This window comes from Sorangium sp. So ce327, from assembly GCF_051530205.1.
GTDB classification, from domain to species: Bacteria; Myxococcota_A; Polyangia; order Polyangiales; family Polyangiaceae; genus Sorangium; species Sorangium cellulosum_B.
In genome coordinates, this window is record NZ_CP150330.1 from 8,843,312 (window position 1) to 8,858,825 (window position 15,514).

The 15,514-nt window shown below is 72.8% G+C and carries 13 protein-coding genes; 9 read left to right on the forward strand and 4 right to left on the reverse strand.

Features of this window, described 5'->3' with window-relative positions:
- The first annotated feature begins 7 nt into the window (after positions 1 to 7).
- The gene (der, locus tag WME95_RS32980; RefSeq protein WP_437903320.1) at positions 8 to 1,669 is read left to right on the forward strand and encodes a ribosome biogenesis GTPase Der; all 1,662 of its coding nucleotides are present in this window, start codon (positions 8 to 10) and stop codon (positions 1,667 to 1,669) included.
- A gap of 86 nt (positions 1,670 to 1,755) precedes the next feature.
- Here der and WME95_RS32985 read toward each other — a convergent pair whose 3' ends face one another.
- Together WME95_RS32985 and WME95_RS32990 are read right to left on the reverse strand one after the other, a co-directional pair.
- Positions 1,756 to 2,982, reverse strand: a complete 1,227-nt coding sequence (locus WME95_RS32985; RefSeq protein ID WP_437903321.1) for an ArsA family ATPase — start codon at positions 2,980 to 2,982, stop codon at positions 1,756 to 1,758.
- A 216-nt stretch (positions 2,983 to 3,198) separates the two neighbouring features.
- Positions 3,199 to 3,738 (reverse strand): hypothetical protein, encoded by a 540-nt coding sequence (locus tag WME95_RS32990; RefSeq protein WP_437851285.1) that lies wholly within the window; start codon positions 3,736 to 3,738, stop codon positions 3,199 to 3,201.
- A gap of 71 nt (positions 3,739 to 3,809) precedes the next feature.
- On the opposite strand from WME95_RS32990, the gene WME95_RS32995 reads away from it, so the two are divergent.
- From WME95_RS32995 to WME95_RS33005, 3 genes are all read left to right on the forward strand, one after another.
- Complete coding sequence (locus tag WME95_RS32995; RefSeq protein WP_437903322.1) at positions 3,810 to 4,544, forward strand: tyrosine-protein phosphatase; 735 nt, start codon at positions 3,810 to 3,812, stop codon at positions 4,542 to 4,544.
- A 73-nt stretch (positions 4,545 to 4,617) separates the two neighbouring features.
- Positions 4,618 to 5,232: a TetR/AcrR family transcriptional regulator gene (locus WME95_RS33000; protein ID WP_437903323.1), complete on the forward strand. Its 615-nt coding sequence runs from the start codon at positions 4,618 to 4,620 to the stop codon at positions 5,230 to 5,232.
- Between the two features lie 102 nt (positions 5,233 to 5,334).
- Positions 5,335 to 7,455 carry an ATP-binding domain-containing protein gene (locus WME95_RS33005; RefSeq protein ID WP_437903324.1) on the forward strand — a complete coding sequence of 707 codons (2,121 nt, stop codon included), beginning with the start codon at positions 5,335 to 5,337 and terminating at the stop codon, positions 7,453 to 7,455.
- Between the two features lie 16 nt (positions 7,456 to 7,471).
- On the opposite strand, the gene WME95_RS33010 is transcribed toward WME95_RS33005, so the two are convergent.
- Positions 7,472 to 8,785: a serine/threonine-protein kinase gene (locus WME95_RS33010; protein WP_437903326.1), complete on the reverse strand. Its 1,314-nt coding sequence runs from the start codon at positions 8,783 to 8,785 to the stop codon at positions 7,472 to 7,474.
- A 301-nt stretch (positions 8,786 to 9,086) separates the two neighbouring features.
- Here WME95_RS33010 and recA point away from each other — a divergent pair, with 301 nt between their 5' ends.
- The 4 genes from recA (at position 9,087) to WME95_RS33030 (ending at position 13,117) form a co-directional block, all read left to right on the forward strand.
- Positions 9,087 to 10,265 carry a recombinase RecA gene (recA, locus tag WME95_RS33015; RefSeq protein ID WP_437709164.1) on the forward strand — a complete coding sequence of 393 codons (1,179 nt, stop codon included), beginning with the start codon at positions 9,087 to 9,089 and terminating at the stop codon, positions 10,263 to 10,265.
- A gap of 20 nt (positions 10,266 to 10,285) precedes the next feature.
- Positions 10,286 to 10,795 carry a SixA phosphatase family protein gene (locus WME95_RS33020; protein WP_437903328.1) on the forward strand — a complete coding sequence of 170 codons (510 nt, stop codon included), beginning with the start codon at positions 10,286 to 10,288 and terminating at the stop codon, positions 10,793 to 10,795.
- Between the two features lie 413 nt (positions 10,796 to 11,208).
- The gene (locus WME95_RS33025; RefSeq protein WP_437543046.1) at positions 11,209 to 11,949 is read left to right on the forward strand and encodes a hypothetical protein; all 741 of its coding nucleotides are present in this window, start codon (positions 11,209 to 11,211) and stop codon (positions 11,947 to 11,949) included.
- A 196-nt stretch (positions 11,950 to 12,145) separates the two neighbouring features.
- Positions 12,146 to 13,117, forward strand: coding sequence for an HDIG domain-containing metalloprotein (locus tag WME95_RS33030; protein WP_437903330.1), 972 nt, complete (start codon positions 12,146 to 12,148; stop codon positions 13,115 to 13,117).
- 81 nt (positions 13,118 to 13,198) lie between these two features.
- Here WME95_RS33030 and WME95_RS33035 read toward each other — a convergent pair whose 3' ends face one another.
- Positions 13,199 to 13,933 carry a hypothetical protein gene (locus WME95_RS33035; protein ID WP_437543051.1) on the reverse strand — a complete coding sequence of 245 codons (735 nt, stop codon included), beginning with the start codon at positions 13,931 to 13,933 and terminating at the stop codon, positions 13,199 to 13,201.
- A gap of 131 nt (positions 13,934 to 14,064) precedes the next feature.
- On the opposite strand from WME95_RS33035, the gene WME95_RS33040 reads away from it, so the two are divergent.
- Positions 14,065 to 15,495, forward strand: coding sequence for a hypothetical protein (locus WME95_RS33040; protein WP_437903331.1), 1,431 nt, complete (start codon positions 14,065 to 14,067; stop codon positions 15,493 to 15,495).
- Positions 15,496 to 15,514 lie beyond the last annotated feature (19 nt).

A 15,514-nucleotide genomic window follows, 5' to 3' on the forward strand; every position in this document is an offset into this window, starting at 1 on the left:
GCGGACGGTGAAGAAGGGCGACGCCCCCGAGAAGAAGAGGGGCGGCGTCGCTCCCAGGAAGGGCGCTGCCGCCTCCGGCAAGGGCGCTGCCGCTCCCGGAAAGAGCGCAGCGGCCCCCGGCAAGGGCGCTGCTGCTCGCGGAAAGAGCGCGGCGGCCCCCGGCAACAGCGCCGCCGGATCGAAGAAGGGCAGCAGATCAGGCCCGAGCAAGGGCCGTGCTCTCGCCGAGCCGATCGGCCACGAGGCGGCGCAGGACAGGGAGGAGCTCGCGGCGGACCTGGCCGAGGAGGTCATCGCGGCCGCCGAGGACGCCGCGGCCGATGCGCCTGCGCCGCCCCCGTCGGCCGGCATCGTGGCGCTGGTCGGGCGGCCCAACACCGGCAAGAGCACGCTGTTCAACCGGCTGATCGGCAAGCGCGTCGCGATCGTGCACGACGAGCCCGGGGTGACCCGCGATCGCCACTACGGCGACGTCACCTCGCGGGGACGGCGCTTCACGCTCGTCGACACGGGCGGGTTCGACCCCGAGAGCGATGATCCCATGCGGCAGGGGATCAAGCGCCAGATCGACCTCGCCATCGCCGAGGCCGACGTCATCGTGTGCGTGCTCGACGCCGTGACGCCGGTCACGCCGTCGGAGCACGCCGAGCTCGGCCTGCTGCGCCGCGCGGGCAAGCCCGTGATCTACGTCGCCAACAAGGCGGACTCGCCGAAGGCCGAGGTGGAGGCGGCGGAGCTGTACCGCCTCGGGATGGAGCGGCTCATCCCGATCAGCGCCCTCCATGGCCGCGGCATCTCGGATCTGGAGATGGCCATCGAGGCGGCGCTCCCCAAGGAGCCCGCGGCGCCCGAGGAGTCGGCCGCGGGGGCGCTCCGCATCGCCATCATCGGGCGGCCCAACGCGGGGAAGTCGTCGCTCGTCAACCGCATCGCGGGCGAGGAGCGCATGCTGGTCGACGCGACGCCCGGCACGACGCGCGATCCGATCGACACGCTGGCCGAGCGCGACGGGAAGCGGTTCTTGCTGATCGACACGGCCGGCATCCGGCGCAAGGCGAAGGTGACGAAGGAGGACAGCGCCGTCGAGGCGGTCAGCGTGATCCACGCGATCCGCGCCATGGAGCGGGCGGAGGTCGTGCTCCTGCTCTGCGACGCGGCCGAGGGCGTGGCCGAGCAGGACGCGAAGATCCTCGGCCTCGCGGTCGATCGCGGGTGCGGCGTCGTGATCGGCCTCAACAAGATCGATCTCCTCGATCGCAAGGCGCTCGCCAAGGCGGAGCAGGACGCCCGCGACAAGCTCTCGTTCGTGCCGTGGGCGCCGATCGCGCACGTGAGCGCGCGCAGCGGGCGCGGCGTGGCGAAGCTCATCGAGAGCGTGGCCCAGGTGGCCGACGCCTACCGGAAGCGCGTGCCCACCGGGGAGCTCAACCGCTTCTTCGAGCAGATCCTGCTCACGCACCCGCCGCCGACGCACGGCGGGCGCGCGCCCCGCCTGTTCTTCGTCACGCAGGCCGAGACGTCGCCGCCGCTGTTCGTCGTCGTCGCGAGCGATCCCGACAAGCTCCACTTCAGCTACCGGCGCTACGTGGCGAACCAGCTCCGGCAGGCGTTCGGGCTGGAGGGCGTGCCGGTCCGCGTGAAGTACAAGGAGCGCAGGCGGCGGGGGTAAGGCCGGGGGGCAGCCCAGCTGCCTCCTGACGCAGACCGCTCCGAGTCACCCCAGGGCAGCCAGAAGAACCGACGAGCTGCCCCTGGCTACCCCGCCGCCCCGGGCAGCGGCGCCAGCACGTCGGCGATCCTCGCGAGCCCGGCCACGTCGTGGATGTCGTACGGGAACGCCGGGACGTCGACGCGGACGCTGCCGGCGCTCTGCTCGTCTTCGAGCGCCGCCTCGAGGGCGATCAGGTTCAGCTGATCGAGCTTGCCCATGCGGCTCTCGTCCTTGGCGGCCTGAAGCAGGCGCGCCGCGGCGCCGGAGGCGAGCGCAAGGCTGCTCCCGTCGAGCGCGGCGGCGATCTCGCCGACGCCGGGGAGCGCGCCGTACACCGGGTGAACGCGGTTCACGACGAACGCGTCGCGATGCATCTGCTGCTCGCGCAGGCGATCGGCGAAGTACAGCACCTCGCGCACGCAGAGCGGATCGGGCGTCGTGACGAGCACGTAGGCCACGTCGGGGCCGCGGAGCGCCGACGCCACCGCGTCCGCCCGCTGCTTCCAGCCGCCGAAGACCGCGTTCATCTCGCTGATGAACCCCGCGATCTGCTCGAGGAAGCCGCTGCCGGTCAGCTTGCCGATGCCCCGCAGCACCGCGGCGGTCGAGCGCGCCAGCAGGTTGAGCGAGAGCTTGCCGGAGCTCTGGAAGGCCTGCACGAACCACCGCGTCGCCGCGCCGTCGATGGCGCCGACGAGGCGCTCCGGCGCGTCGAGGAAATCCAGCGCGTTCGCCGTGGGCGGCGTGTCGAGCAGGACGAGGTCGTAGCTCGGGTCGCTCCTGACGGCGTAGAGCTTCTCCATCGCCATGTACTCCTGCGTGCCCGCGAGCGACGTGGAGATGTACTTGTAGAGGACGTTGCCGAGGATCCGGTCGCGCTGCTCGGGCGTGGGGGCGAGCGACGAGACGAGGCCGTCGAAGGTCGACTTCGTGTCGAGCATCATGACCGTCATCGAGCCGGGCACGTCGACCCCCGCCCTGGCGAAGCGGGCGGGCTCGATCGTCTGCGCCTCCGTCGTCATCTCCTCGAGCCCGAGGCTCTGGGACAGCCGGCGCGCCGGATCGATCGTCAGGCACAGGACGCGCTTGCCGCGGCGGGCAGCGGCCAGGCCGAGCGCTGCAGTCGTGGTCGTCTTGCCGACGCCGCCGCAGCCGACGCAGAGGATCACCCTGCGGGAGGCGAGCAGCGGGGCCAGACCGGCGTGGTCTGCCTGAAGGGACGCGTCGACGGCGGGCGGGCTGTTCCTAGGGGGTGCGAGCGAGCCGGGCATTGCGCGCGACCTGAGGCCGCGGCCCCTTGTAGCACGAACCGGGGGGGCGCGAGCGCCCAGCCTGCGGTGTCGCGAGCGGCCAGCTGCACCGCAGCGACCGCTCAGCCTGCGGCGCAGCGACCGCTCAGCCTGCGGCGCAGCGACCGCTCAGCCTGCGGCGCAGCGACCGCTCAGCCTGCGGCGCAGCGACCGCTCAGCCTGCGGCGGCGCGGCCGCTCAGGCGGCGCGGAGGATGCGCAAGCACCCCGCAGCGGCCCGGGCAATGGAGGCGCCACGCTCCGCCGTGCCGCCACGGCCGCAGAGCAGCACCTCGCCGCCTGACACCGAGAGGCTCTGGACCTCGACGTCGGCGGTGAGCGTGGCGATGCGCGAGCCGACCGCCGCGCTCTGCACGGCGTCCGGGTTGGCGAGGAGCGGGGCGTAGGCGGCGAGCTCCTCACACGCCGGCCACGCGCCCGCCCCGGCGACGAGGCAGCCGCTGTCGTCCACGAGGACCACGACGTCCAGGTTCGCCTCGGCGCGGGTCGTCGAGAGCTGGTAGTGCAGCGCGGTGACCGGATCGTCGCTGCGGCGGCGCCGCCGCTCGGAGGTGGGGATCCCCTCATCCAGGGCCGATGTGCCCTGATCGACCGAGGGCGCGCCGGGATCGACCGGGCGCTCTGCGCGGCCTCCCGGCCTGCCGCCGCGCTGGCCGCCGGCGCAGCCGTCCGACGCGAGCTGAGGCACAAGCTGCTGGTTCGATAACGAGAGCGACACGAACACCTCCTCGACGCGAAGGATGGTCGCAGCGCACGAGGGCGGCCAACTTTGCTAAGTTCGAGGCGACGATGCGCGGCTTCATCGATCTGCACTCCCACTGGGTCGCCGGCGTCGACGACGGCGCCCGCACCGTCGAGGAGAGCCTCGCCCTCCTCACCGCGCTCCGCGGCGCCGGGTTCGACACCGTCGTGGCGACGCCGCACATGCGCCCCGGGATGTTCGACAACACCCGGCAGGGCCTCCAGGCCGCCTACGACGCGACCTGCGCCGCGCTGCGGGCCGCGGCCGGCGCGCGCGACCTGCCCGCCCTCGATCTCTCGTCGGAGCACTTCTTCGACGACATCGTCTTCCAGCGCCTCCTCGACGGCAGCGCCCTCCCCTTCCCGGGAGGCCGCGCCGCGCTCGTCGAGTTCCCGACCCGGAGCTTCCCCGCCCGGGCCGCGGAGCGGATCTTCGATCTCAGCCGCCGCAAGCTCCGCCCCGTCATCGCCCACCCGGAGCGCTACGAGCCCGTCTTCGACGACATCGCCTCGCTCGATCCGCTGCTCGACGCAGGCGCGGTGCTCCTCCTCGACGTCGCGGCGCTCACCGGCAAGTACGGGCGCACCCCCCGCCGGGCCGCCGAGCAGATGCTCGAGGCCGGCTACTACTACGCCGCGTGCAGCGACGCCCACGCCGCAAAAGACGTCCCCGACGTGCGCGACGGCATCAAGGCGCTCTTCGCCAGGGTCGGCGAGGAGGAGGCGAGCTTCATGCTCATCGACGGCCCGCGCGCGATCCTCGAAGGCACCGTCGACCCCTGAGGCCGTGAACCGCCCGCTCGCTTGACGGGCCGGCGCCCATCGCTATAAGCGAACGACACGTTCACTATTCATCATGGCGCAGTACCTCAAAGACGACGTCCAGGAGAGCATCACCTCCGCCGCGCTGACGATCTTCGCGCGGAAGGGGTACGAGAGCGCGACCATGGCCGAGATCGCCCGGGCGGCCGGCGTCTCGACGGGCAACATCTACCGGTACTTCGCGAACAAGGACGCGCTCTTCTACGGGATCGTCGACGACGGCTTCGCCCGCGCCTTCACGATCCTGCTGCGCCGCCGCGTGAAGGCGCTCGACGGCGTGGAGGACGTCCGGGCGCTCCCGCCGACGGCCGCCTACCACCTGATCTCCGAGGAGCTCCTCCGCTTCTGCATCGAGAACAGGCTGCGCGTCGTGATCCTCCTGGGGCGCGCCGGCGGCTCCAGGTACGAGCGGTTCTCCGAGGAGACCGTCGAACGCCTCATCGCGCTGGCGATCGAGCACTTCCGCGCCCTCGACCCATGCCTCTCGGTGACCGAGGTGATGCGCTTCAACCTGGACCAGATCTACCAGGGCTTCGTCAGGACGATGGTGAACGCCCTCGCCCGCTTCGAGGACGAGGACGCCATCCGAGACGCGGTCCACAGTTACTCGAAATACCACCTTGCCGGACTCAGGAGCTTCTTCGCGTAACCTTCGCTTCGCTTCGCCTCGCCTCAAAAGTGAACGAATCATTCATCATTCACCCATCGAGCTCGACCCCTCGCGGAGGCGAGGGGCGCAAGGAGGCCCATCATGCTGGAGAGCACGCTTGATCTGCCCGTCGAGGCGCGCGCCGTCCTCGAGGAAGAGGCCACGCTCCTCGAGCGCGTGCGCGCCGCGCTGGACAGGGCGCAGGAGCGCGCCGCGCGCGCCTTCGGGCGCGCGCCGCGCGAGCTCAGGTCCGTCGCGGCGCTCCGGGAGCTCCGCGACGAGGCCGCCGCGGCCTCGGCCGACGATCTGCCGGCGGTGCTCCTCGAGATGAGCGTGCGGCAGCGCCTTATCGAGCAGGAGCCCAGGGAGGCGCTGCCCGACCCGCTCTGCCCGTACCTCGCCCACCTCCGGGTCGACGAGGGCAAAGGGGCGAAGGACTACCTGCTCGGCCACGCGACGTTCCTGGATCCGTCGGCCGACGTGCGCATCCTCGACTGGCGCGTCGCGCCGGTGGCGCAGATCTTCTACCGGTACCGCGAGGGCGACGAGTACGAGGAGGCCTTCCCGGGGCGCGTGGCCGAGGGCGTGGTGAAGGCGCGCCGCATCGTCGTCGTGGAGCGCGGCGCCCTCACCCGGATCGTGGGCGACGGCCTCGTCCTGACGCGGCGAGGCGACGGGCGATGGACCCTCGCGGAGCGCGCGGCGCTCGCCATGCAGCCGGGCGGCGCGGGCACGGCCGCCCGACCCGGGAGCCTCGGCGTCGGCGCCGGCGCCACGGACCACGCAAAGGCCGCGGAGGTCACCGCCCTGCTCGACGCCGACCAGTACGCCGCCGTGTGCGCGCCCCCCGAGCAGCCGCTCCTCGTGCTCGGCAGCGCCGGGAGCGGAAAGACGACCGTGGCGCTGCACCGCCTCGCCCGGATCGCCGCGCTCGATCCGGCGCGGTGCCCGCTCTCGGCCATGAACGTCGTCGTCCCCGAGGAGGGCCTCGCGCGCCTGTCGCGCCGCCTGCTCTCGCCGCTCGGCGCGGGGGAAGCCCAGGTGAAGACGCTCGACGCCTGGTCGTCGGCGACCGCGCGTGAGGTCTTCGGCAAGCCGATCGCCCTGTGCGACGATCCCCCGGCGCTCGTCTCCAGCCTCAAGCGCCACCCGGCGCTCTACGGTGCGCTGCGCGAGCGATTCGCCAGGCTCGCCCCGGCGAACACGACGCTCCCGCGGCTGCGCCGCCGCCTCGCCGACGTCTTCACGGATCGAGGGTTCCTCGAGGGCGTCGTCGCCGCCTCGGGCGGGGACCTCCCCAGGAGCGCGGTCGAGGAGACCGTCCGGCACACCCTGCTGCAGATCGCCGAGCCGCTCGACCGGCAGCTCGCCTCGATCACCGTGGCCTCGATGAAGCGGGCGCTCGACGGCCGCGCCATCGCGGAAGGGACGCCGGACGAGCTCGCGGGGACGCTCGACATCGACGATCTGCCGATCCTGCTCTTCCTTCGCGCCGCTCGCCGCGGCCTGGACGGGGCGGGGTGGTCGCACCTCGTGCTCGACGAGGCCGAGGACTTCTCGCTGTTCGAGCTGTTCGTCCTGGGGAAGCTCCTTGGCGAGACGCGCAGCGTCACGCTCGCCGGCGACGAGGCCCAGCAGACCTCCTCGAGCTTCGCCGGGTGGGAGGCGGCGCGAGCCGCGCTCGGCGTGGGCGACGCGGCGACCTGCCGCCTCGCGGTGTCGTACCGGTGCCCGCAGCCGGTGACGGAGCTCGCGCGGCGGCTCCTCGGCGAGCTCGCGCCCGAGGCGCCCGCGCGCGCGGCCCGGGACGGCGCGCCGGTCGGGCTCTTCCGCTTCCCGAGCGAGGCGCAGGCGCACCTGTTCCTCGCCGGCGCGCTCCGCGACCTCGTCGGGCGGGAGCCCCGCGCCTCGGTGGCGGTCATCGCGCGGGACGCAGGCGCCGCGCGGGAGCTCCACGCGCTGATCGCGGAGCTGCCGGAGGCGAGGCTCGTGCTGGAGGGAGCGTTCTCGTTCGAGCCGGGCATCGACGTCACCGACGTGGACAGCGCGAAGGGGCTCGAGTTCGACTACGTCGTCGTGCCCGACGCGACCGCGGCGGCGTACCCGATGAACCACGAGGCCCGCCGGCGGCTCCACGTCGCGGTGACGCGGACGTCGCACCAGCTCTGGCTCATCTCCGGAGCGGCGTGGTCGCCGCTCCTCGGCAACGTGGGAGTGATCTGACGGTCGCCGCGGCGCCCTAGGGGCGCGGCCCGGCCGGCGCGGAGACGGCGGCGGGAGGGAGCGGGCTGTCCCTCACCGCCGCGGTCCCGGCGAGCGCGACCCCGAGGACGGCGGCCCCGAACACCAGCAGCGCCTGCAGCCAGCGCCGCGGGGCAGGCGGAGGCTCCACCTCGTCGTCGGCCGAGCGATCCCCGGGATCGAGCGACTCGAGCGCGGCGCGCAGCTGCTGCGTGCGGAGGTGGGACGCGTCGCCCAGGATCTGTCCGAGCCAGCCGGCGACGAGCGCGTCGTTGCCCGGGTTCGCGGCGCCCGGGATCGCCTCCTCGAGCGCGCGCATGAGCTTCGCGGCCGTCGCCGTGCGCGCGGTGGGCGACTTGGCGAGCGCCTCGGAGACGAGGCGATCGAGCGCAGGGGGGATCGGCTCGGGCGGCGGCGGCGCGCTCAGGCGCTCCGCGAACCCGCGCCGGGACGGGACCGCCCGCGACGACAGCGGCGCGGCAGGCCGCTCGCTCGCGATGTGGGTCATCGTGCTCTCGCTGTCGTCGGCCTGGAAGGGATGAGCGCCCGACAGGAGCTCGTAGAGGAGCACCCCGACCCCGAAGAGATCGGACCGCCGATCGCACGGCTGCCCCCGGATGTGCTCCGGCGCCATGTACGGCGCGCTGCTCCGGAACAGGAACGCGCCCCCCTCGCCGCCCGCCGCGCCCGCCGTGCCCACCGTTGAACCGCGCCCGCCGTCGCCGCGCAGCGCCTGCGGCCGTCGCTCGGACATCCGCCCTTCCTCGAGCTTCGCGATGCCGAAATCGACCATGCGGACGAGCCCCTCGGACGTGATGAGGACGTTGTCCGGCGAGACGTCGTAGTGCAGGAGCTCCCGTGGGTTACCGCCCTCGTCCCGCAGCTCGTGCGCGGCGTCGAGGGCCGCGCAGATCTGGTAGGCGAGCCTCGCCGCGACCAGCACCGGCGCCGGTCGCCCGCGCGCGGCGCGCAGCACCGACGAGAGCGGCTCCCCGCTCACCCACTCCATGACATAGAAGAACGTGCCGTCCGTCTCGCCCAGATCCACGACGGGCACCACGTTCGGGTGCCTGATGCGCGCGGCCAGCGCGGCTTCGTCGAGGAATGTCCGGACGACGTCGGGATCGGGCGAGAGCTCCGGGCGAAGCACCTTGATCGCGAAGAGCCGCTGAAACCCGTGCTCCCGCCTCAGACGCGCCGCCCAGACCTCGCCCACGTCGCCTGCGGCCACCCGCAGGACGAGCTCGTACCGGCCCAGGGAAAACCCCGGGAAATAGCGCCCCCCGCCCCCCACGCGGAAGATGTGGCCCACAGTTGAAGAGCCCGCCAGTGCTCCCGGTGTGCGACGATCACGATTGTTGCCCTGGTTGTGAGACTCGACCTCAACAAGGAACCGCTTCCGACCGCGACATCACCGCCCTCCGACCCTCCGGAGCGCCTGCCGGGCCAGCCCGCTGCTCGGACGTTTTCGGTCCTATCCGGGATGCGGGGGTCTTGCTTCCTGAACAACCGGACAGTAAAGCTGCCGGAAACTGTTGCCCCGCGCGTCGTGGGTCCACCTCCGCGGTCCCCCCGCCGTCGCCCCCCTCCCATCGCTCCCTCCCGAGGTACGCATGAGTGACGAGAAGAACACCAAGCAGAAGTCTGCCGCCCTCGAGCTCGCGATCGCCAGCGTCGAGAAGGAGTACGGCAAGGGGGCGATCATGCGCCTCAAGGACGGGCAGACGCTGCACGACGAGGTCGCGGCCGTGGCGACCGGCTCGCTCGGCCTGGACATCGCCCTCGGCATCGGCGGCTACCCGCGCGGCCGCATCGTCGAGGTCTACGGGCCGGAGTCGAGCGGCAAGACGACCCTCACCCTCCACGCCATCGCGGCCGTCCAGCGGGCGGGCGGGACGGCGGCGTTCATCGACGCCGAGCACGCCCTCGACGTGAACTACGCCAAGAAGCTCGGCGTGAAGACCGACGAGCTGCTCATCTCCCAGCCCGACTACGGCGAGCAGGCGCTCGAGATCGCCGACATGCTGGTCCGCTCGAACGCCGTCGACATCATCGTCGTCGACTCGGTCGCCGCGCTCGTCCCCAAGGCCGAGATCGAGGGCGACATGGGCGACAGCCACGTCGGCCTCCAGGCCCGGCTGATGAGCCAGGCGCTCCGCAAGCTGACCGGCACGACCTCGCGCTCGCAGTGCCTGCTGATGTTCATCAACCAGATCCGGATGAAGATCGGCGTCATGTTCGGCAGCCCCGAGACGACGAGCGGCGGCAACGCCCTCAAGTTCTACGCCTCGGTCCGGCTCGACATCCGCCGCATCGGCGCCATCAAGGAGGCCGCCGCGGGCGGCAAGGAGCCGGCGGTCGTCGGCAACCGGACCCGCGTCAAGGTCGTGAAGAACAAGATGGCTCCCCCGTTCCGCGAGGTGGAGTTCGACATCCTCTACGGCCAGGGCATCAGCCACAGCGGCGACGTCATCGACCTCGCGACCGAGGCGAGCATCATCGAGAAGAGCGGCTCCTGGTTCTCGTTCCAGGGCGAGCGCATCGGTCAGGGCCGGGAGAACGCCCGCACCTACCTCGAGCAGCACCCGGCGGTGCTCGACAAGATCGAGTCGATGGTCCTCGCGAAGCACGGGATCTCGCGCGTCGGCGGGGCCGCCCCGACGAACGGCGCCGCGAGCCCCGGCCCGAAGGGCGGAGCGGCGGCGGCCGAGGCGCCCGCGCAGGCGAAGGGTCGCGGCGAGGCAGCCTCGTCCGGCCAGGACGCCCGCCGTCCCCCGGGCAAGACGAACTGACGCCGGCCGCCACCGACGCCATGCACCTCTACGTGATGCGGCACGGCCCGGCGGAGGAGCGGGCGACCAGCGGGCGCGACGCGGACCGGAGGCTCACCCCCGAGGGCCGCGAGCGCGTGGCGCGGGTCTCGCTCGAGCTCCACCGCCTCCGGGGCGGCGCCCCGTTGCCGCTGGTGCTCGCGAGCCCCCTCGCGCGCGCGAGAGAGACCGCCGAGATCGCGGCGCCGATCTGCGGCGCGCCGGAGGTCGAGCTCCGGGACGAGCTCGCGCTCGACGCCGGGCTCCCGGGTTCGCTGGTCGCCGCGCTCGCCCGAGGCGGCGCCGACGCGCTGCTCGTCGGGCACCAGCCGAACGTGGAGCACCTCGTCCGTACGCTCGTCGACACGCCCGGCCGGGGCGCGACAGCGCTGCTCCCCGCCGGCTTCTGCACTGCCCTGGTCGTCGCCCTCGAGCCGGAGCCTTCCCAGCGCGCGCAGGGCCGCTGGCGCATGACGCAGATCCTCGATCCCCGGGCGCTCGCCCCGCGATGAGCGGACGCTGCGCACGCGCCGTGTCATGGCGAGAGAGAGCAGGAGCAGAAGACGCGCGTCCGAGGCGGAAGGCGGCCCGACCGGCGCAGACGCGCGTGGCTTTCACTACAAGCACATGAATTTGCAGAGGAAATCCAGATTACCGGCGAGCGGCGGCCGGGGCGCCCTCTCTCTCCCTCCGGAGGGTCCGGCCACCCGCTTACGTAGTCACAAATCCGAATGATTTCGATGTTCTCGGCCGCTCGCTTGACAAGGATCCCACCCGAGAATACGCCCAAATAAGGAGGATTGAGATGGCGGGACAGATGGCCTTCCCCTTCGCTCAACCCCCTCCAGGCCGTCTGTCGCGCAGCGGTGGGAAGGGCGCGGCGCGTACTTCCCTGCTGCCGCGTGTCGCCCGGGCGGTCGTCCGGGTGCCGGACCCCCGTCATCATCCGATCGACATCGATCTGCCGCCGGGCCAGCCGCACATCTACGTGCACGAGGGGGCGCGCCAGGCGCTCATCCGGCGGCTGGAGCTGGCCCAGAAGCGGCCGGTCCTCCTCTCGGTGACCGACAACTACCGGCAGATGATCTCCTCCTCGCTCCGGGAGGGCATCCTGCAGGCGCGCGTCCACCACATGTTCCTGGATGCGCCGGCGGTCGTCCAGGAGGCGCTCGTCCGGTACGTCGTGACGCAGGACCGGGCCGCCTCGCTCGTGGTCGGCCAGTACATCGACGAGAACGGCCACCGCATCCGGGCGAGCCGGCCGGTGAGCACGCCGCTCTCGACGCAGGGGCGGACGCACGACCTGCTGATCCTGTTCCAGAAGCTGAACCACGGGTACTTCGGCGGCGGCGTCGACGCGCTGATCACCTGGGGCAAGCGGACCAAGGCGCGGAAGCCGCGGCGCACCATCAAGCTCGGGAGCTACTCGGCGGTCGAGCGGCTGATCCGCATCCACCCGGTGCTCGACCGGCCCTGGGTCCCCCGCTACTTCATCTGTTACGTCATCTACCACGAGATGCTCCACCACGTGATGCCGGCGAGCCACGGCAACGGGCGCCGGATGCTCCATCCGCCCCAGTTCCTCGCCCGCGAGCGGCTCTTCCGCGACTACGAGCGCTCCCTCGCCTGGGAGCAGGACCACGTGGGGCGGCTCCTCCGCACCTGACGCATCCATCGCCTGCGGACGCACGTCATCCGGCGGCGTGTCGAGCGACGAACGCAACGAACGCGACGAACGCGACGAACGCGACGAACCATTGCGCGAAGGTGCGGCTGGCTCTAAACCGGCGAACCCCCGTTCGGGCCGCGCCAGCCGGCGCCCCGTGGGTGCCCCCGTAACCTCGAAAGTGTGGAAGGCCAGCGTGCAGGAGATTCTCACCCAGGAAGCGAGCCCCAAGCGGGCGATGGAGGCCCTCGAGTGGGCCGTCCAGCGAGCAGAGAAGGCGGAGGCCGAGCAGCCCGAAGCGGGCACCGAGCCACGCGCCTCGTCCAGGGTGATCTCGGGGCGGCCCGCCGACTTCAAGGCCGCGGCCGCCGCCTACCTGCCCGATGTCCGCAAGCTGCTCGACCGGGTCATGATGAGCGACGACGCCGAGGCCGGGCTCGACGCCCTGCTCGAGTCGGGCGCCCTCGCCGCGATGCTGCCCGAGGTCGAGGCGATGGTGGGCTTCGGCGACGGGGAGTGGCGCCACAAGGACGTCTGGAAGCACACGAAGCAGGTGGTGCGTCAGGCCGTCCCGAGGCTCGAGGTCCGCTGGGCGGCCCTGCTCCACGACATCGGCAAGACGAGGACGCGCTCCATCTCGCCGACGGGCGAGGTCCATTTCTTCGGTCACGCCGAGGTCGGCGCGCGCATGTTCGACAAGATCGACCGGCGGCTGCCGCTCTTCACGAAGGAGGAGGCGCTGAAGAACAGCATCCGCTTCCTGATCCTGCACCACCTCCGGGCGAGCCAGTACGAGGCGTCGTGGACCGACAGCGCGGTGCGCCGGTTCGCCAAGGAGATGGGCGGCTGCCTGAAGGACGTGCTCGACCTGTCGCGGGCGGACATCACCACGAAGCGGCCCGAGAAGAAGCGGAAGGGGCTGAAGCAGATCAGCGAGCTCGCCGAGCGGGTGCTCCAGGTCCAGGCCGAGGACGCGGTGGTGCCGCCGCTGCCGAGCGGCATCGGCGACGTCATCATGCATGCGTTCGGGCTGCCGCCGTCGCGGCGGATCGGCGAGATCAAGCGCGCGCTGGAGGAGGCGGTCGAGGCGGGCGAGGTGGCGTCGCACCAGGAGGCGGACGTCTACATCGCGTTCCTCCGGGAGCACGCGGCGCGGTTCGGGATCTGAGGGCGTAGCGCAGAGAGCCCAGGGGCCCTCTCAGGGAGGCGACCGCTCGCGCCGAAGTGCAGGCGCTGAGCGGTCGCCCGCTCAGCGAAGGGGCGCTTCGCAGGTGGTGCAGCGAGGGGGAACGCCTTCCTTGTGGTAGTGCTCGCCGCAACGGCCGCAGAGACGAGCGTCGGCCTCGAAGGCGATCAGCTTGTCGGTCGCCTTGCAGCGGAGGCCGGCGACCTGCGGCGGCTCCAGCGGGCGCACCTCGCCGGCGGCATCGTCGGGCGGAGGCAGCGCGCCTTCCTTGATGTCCGCCGCACGCGCGGGGATACGCGCCCTCGCCTCGGCCAGCACGCGCGCGGCCGCCGGGAGGTGCGCTCGCAGCGGGATGGCGATCGCCGTGCCGCTGCCCTGGACCGTGAGCGCGGTCTCCGTGAGCAACAGGCCCGTGACATCGTGCCAGCCGATGCGCTCGATCTCGCCAGGTCCGCTCTCCAGCCCCACCCCGGCATCACCCACACGAAGCGCCTTCATCGACCACTGACCGAAGAGCCCGACCGCAGCCCCGAGGAGCAAGGCGCCGAGGAGCAGGTACGTGGCTGCCGGGTGCACGCCCGCGTCCTCGCCCCGGAACCACTGGCCATAAACCCCCGCCCCGGCCAGCAGCGCCGCGACGGACATGCCGAGCATCGTGAGGCCGAGCTCGAGCGACGCCTTCGGCTCGAAGCGTCGCTCGCTGCGCGGATCGGTCCGCTGCCGCAACACGACCTCACCGCCCTGCCCCGTGGTCCCCGAACCCTTGCGCTTGCGCTTCACCGGTCTGTCGGCTGCCATCGGCGGCTTCCTATCGGAGGAGACGCCCGGACGCAAAGGGGCTCAGCCCAGGCCAGCGCTCCGCGCGAGCAGCCAGACCGGAGCCGCCCCCCGCCCGCGCGGCAAGGACGGAGAGGTATGCTGGGACAGTGATGCTCTCGATGCCCAACGCGGCGACGTACGTCCTGCCCGCGCTGGGCATCGGGCTCGCAGCCCTCGCGATCCTGGGGCCAGGCTCGCCACGCATGGCCACCGGCGTGCGGGTGTGGGGGGCGCCCGTCGCCGGAAGCGAGGCGCTGGCGCTCCGCGTCGAAGGGGTGCGCCGCCTCCACGGCGCCGACGACCCGGCGGCCATCCCGCAGATCGAGGTGAGCGCCACGTCCGCAGGGTCGCCGCTCGGACGATGGACCGGCTCGCTCGACAAGGACGGCATCGGCGAGGCGCTGCTGCGCGCGCCAGCGGGGCTGCGGGAGCCGGTGACCGTGCGGATCGCGCTGGGCGGCGGCACGCTCCTGGAACGGCAGCTCCCGCTGCTGCCGCCGCTCGCAGCGGCGGACACGAGCGCGGTGCCAGGCGCGGCGCACGCAACCGCGCTGCCAGGCGCGGCGCACGGGGAGCTCCGCCTGCAGGTCACGGCGGCGCGGGGAGCCCTGGCAGCTCCGTTCCCGGAGCGGGTGCGGGTCGCGATCGAGACGCGAGACGGAACGCCCGCGGCAGGGGCTCGCCTCGAGGCGAGCACCGTCGGGGCAGAGATCGAGGGGCACGGCGGCGATCCGGCGCAGATCACGGCCGATGCGCGCGGCGCCGCGGAGCTCACGCTCAAGCCGCTGGCGCACACGGTCGAGCTCACGCTCCGCGCGACCCACCTGGGGAGCGCACCGCCAGGGACACGGATCGCGAGCGGCACCTGGGAAGGGAAGCTGCCCGTGATCCCAGGAGCCATCTGGCTCGATCCGGGCGGTCTCGATCGCGAACGGCCCGAGCTCCGGTTGATCTCCCCGACGCCGAGGCCACGCGCCTACGTCTCGATCGGAGGTGCGCGCGGCCGTGCGCTCGGGACGATCGTCCCGCTCGCGGCGGACGGGGCGGGCTTCTTCTCGGGGAGGGTGACGCTCCCGGACAGCGCCGCGCCCGGGGAGGCGGGCTGGGCCGTGGTCGCGAGCGACCCCTACGAGCAGGGCGCAGGCACGGTGGCCTGGCCGATCACGGCCGCGGCGGCGTCCGCCTCGCCGCGGCGCGTGGAGCTGCTCGCGGACGGGATGCCGGCGGCCGAGGCGCGCGAGCGGGCCCGCGCCTCGCATGCGCGGCGCGCTGGCCTCGGGGTCCTCGCCGCCTCCGCGGTGGCGCAGGTGCTGCTGCTCGCGCTGCGATCCAGGACCGCGCGGCGCCGCCTGGAGGCGCACGTCGCCGCCGCCTCGGGCGACGAAGGCAAGGACGGCACCCATGGCGCGCCGCTGTCCAGGGAGGATCGCGACCGGCTGCTCGCCGCCGTGCGGGCGGAGCCGCTGCTGTCGGCGTTCGCCCTCGCCGCGCTCGTCGGGCTCTCCTTCGCGGCGGTCGCGGCGCTCGCCACCTTCCGATGACTCGAGGGCGCGTGCCGCC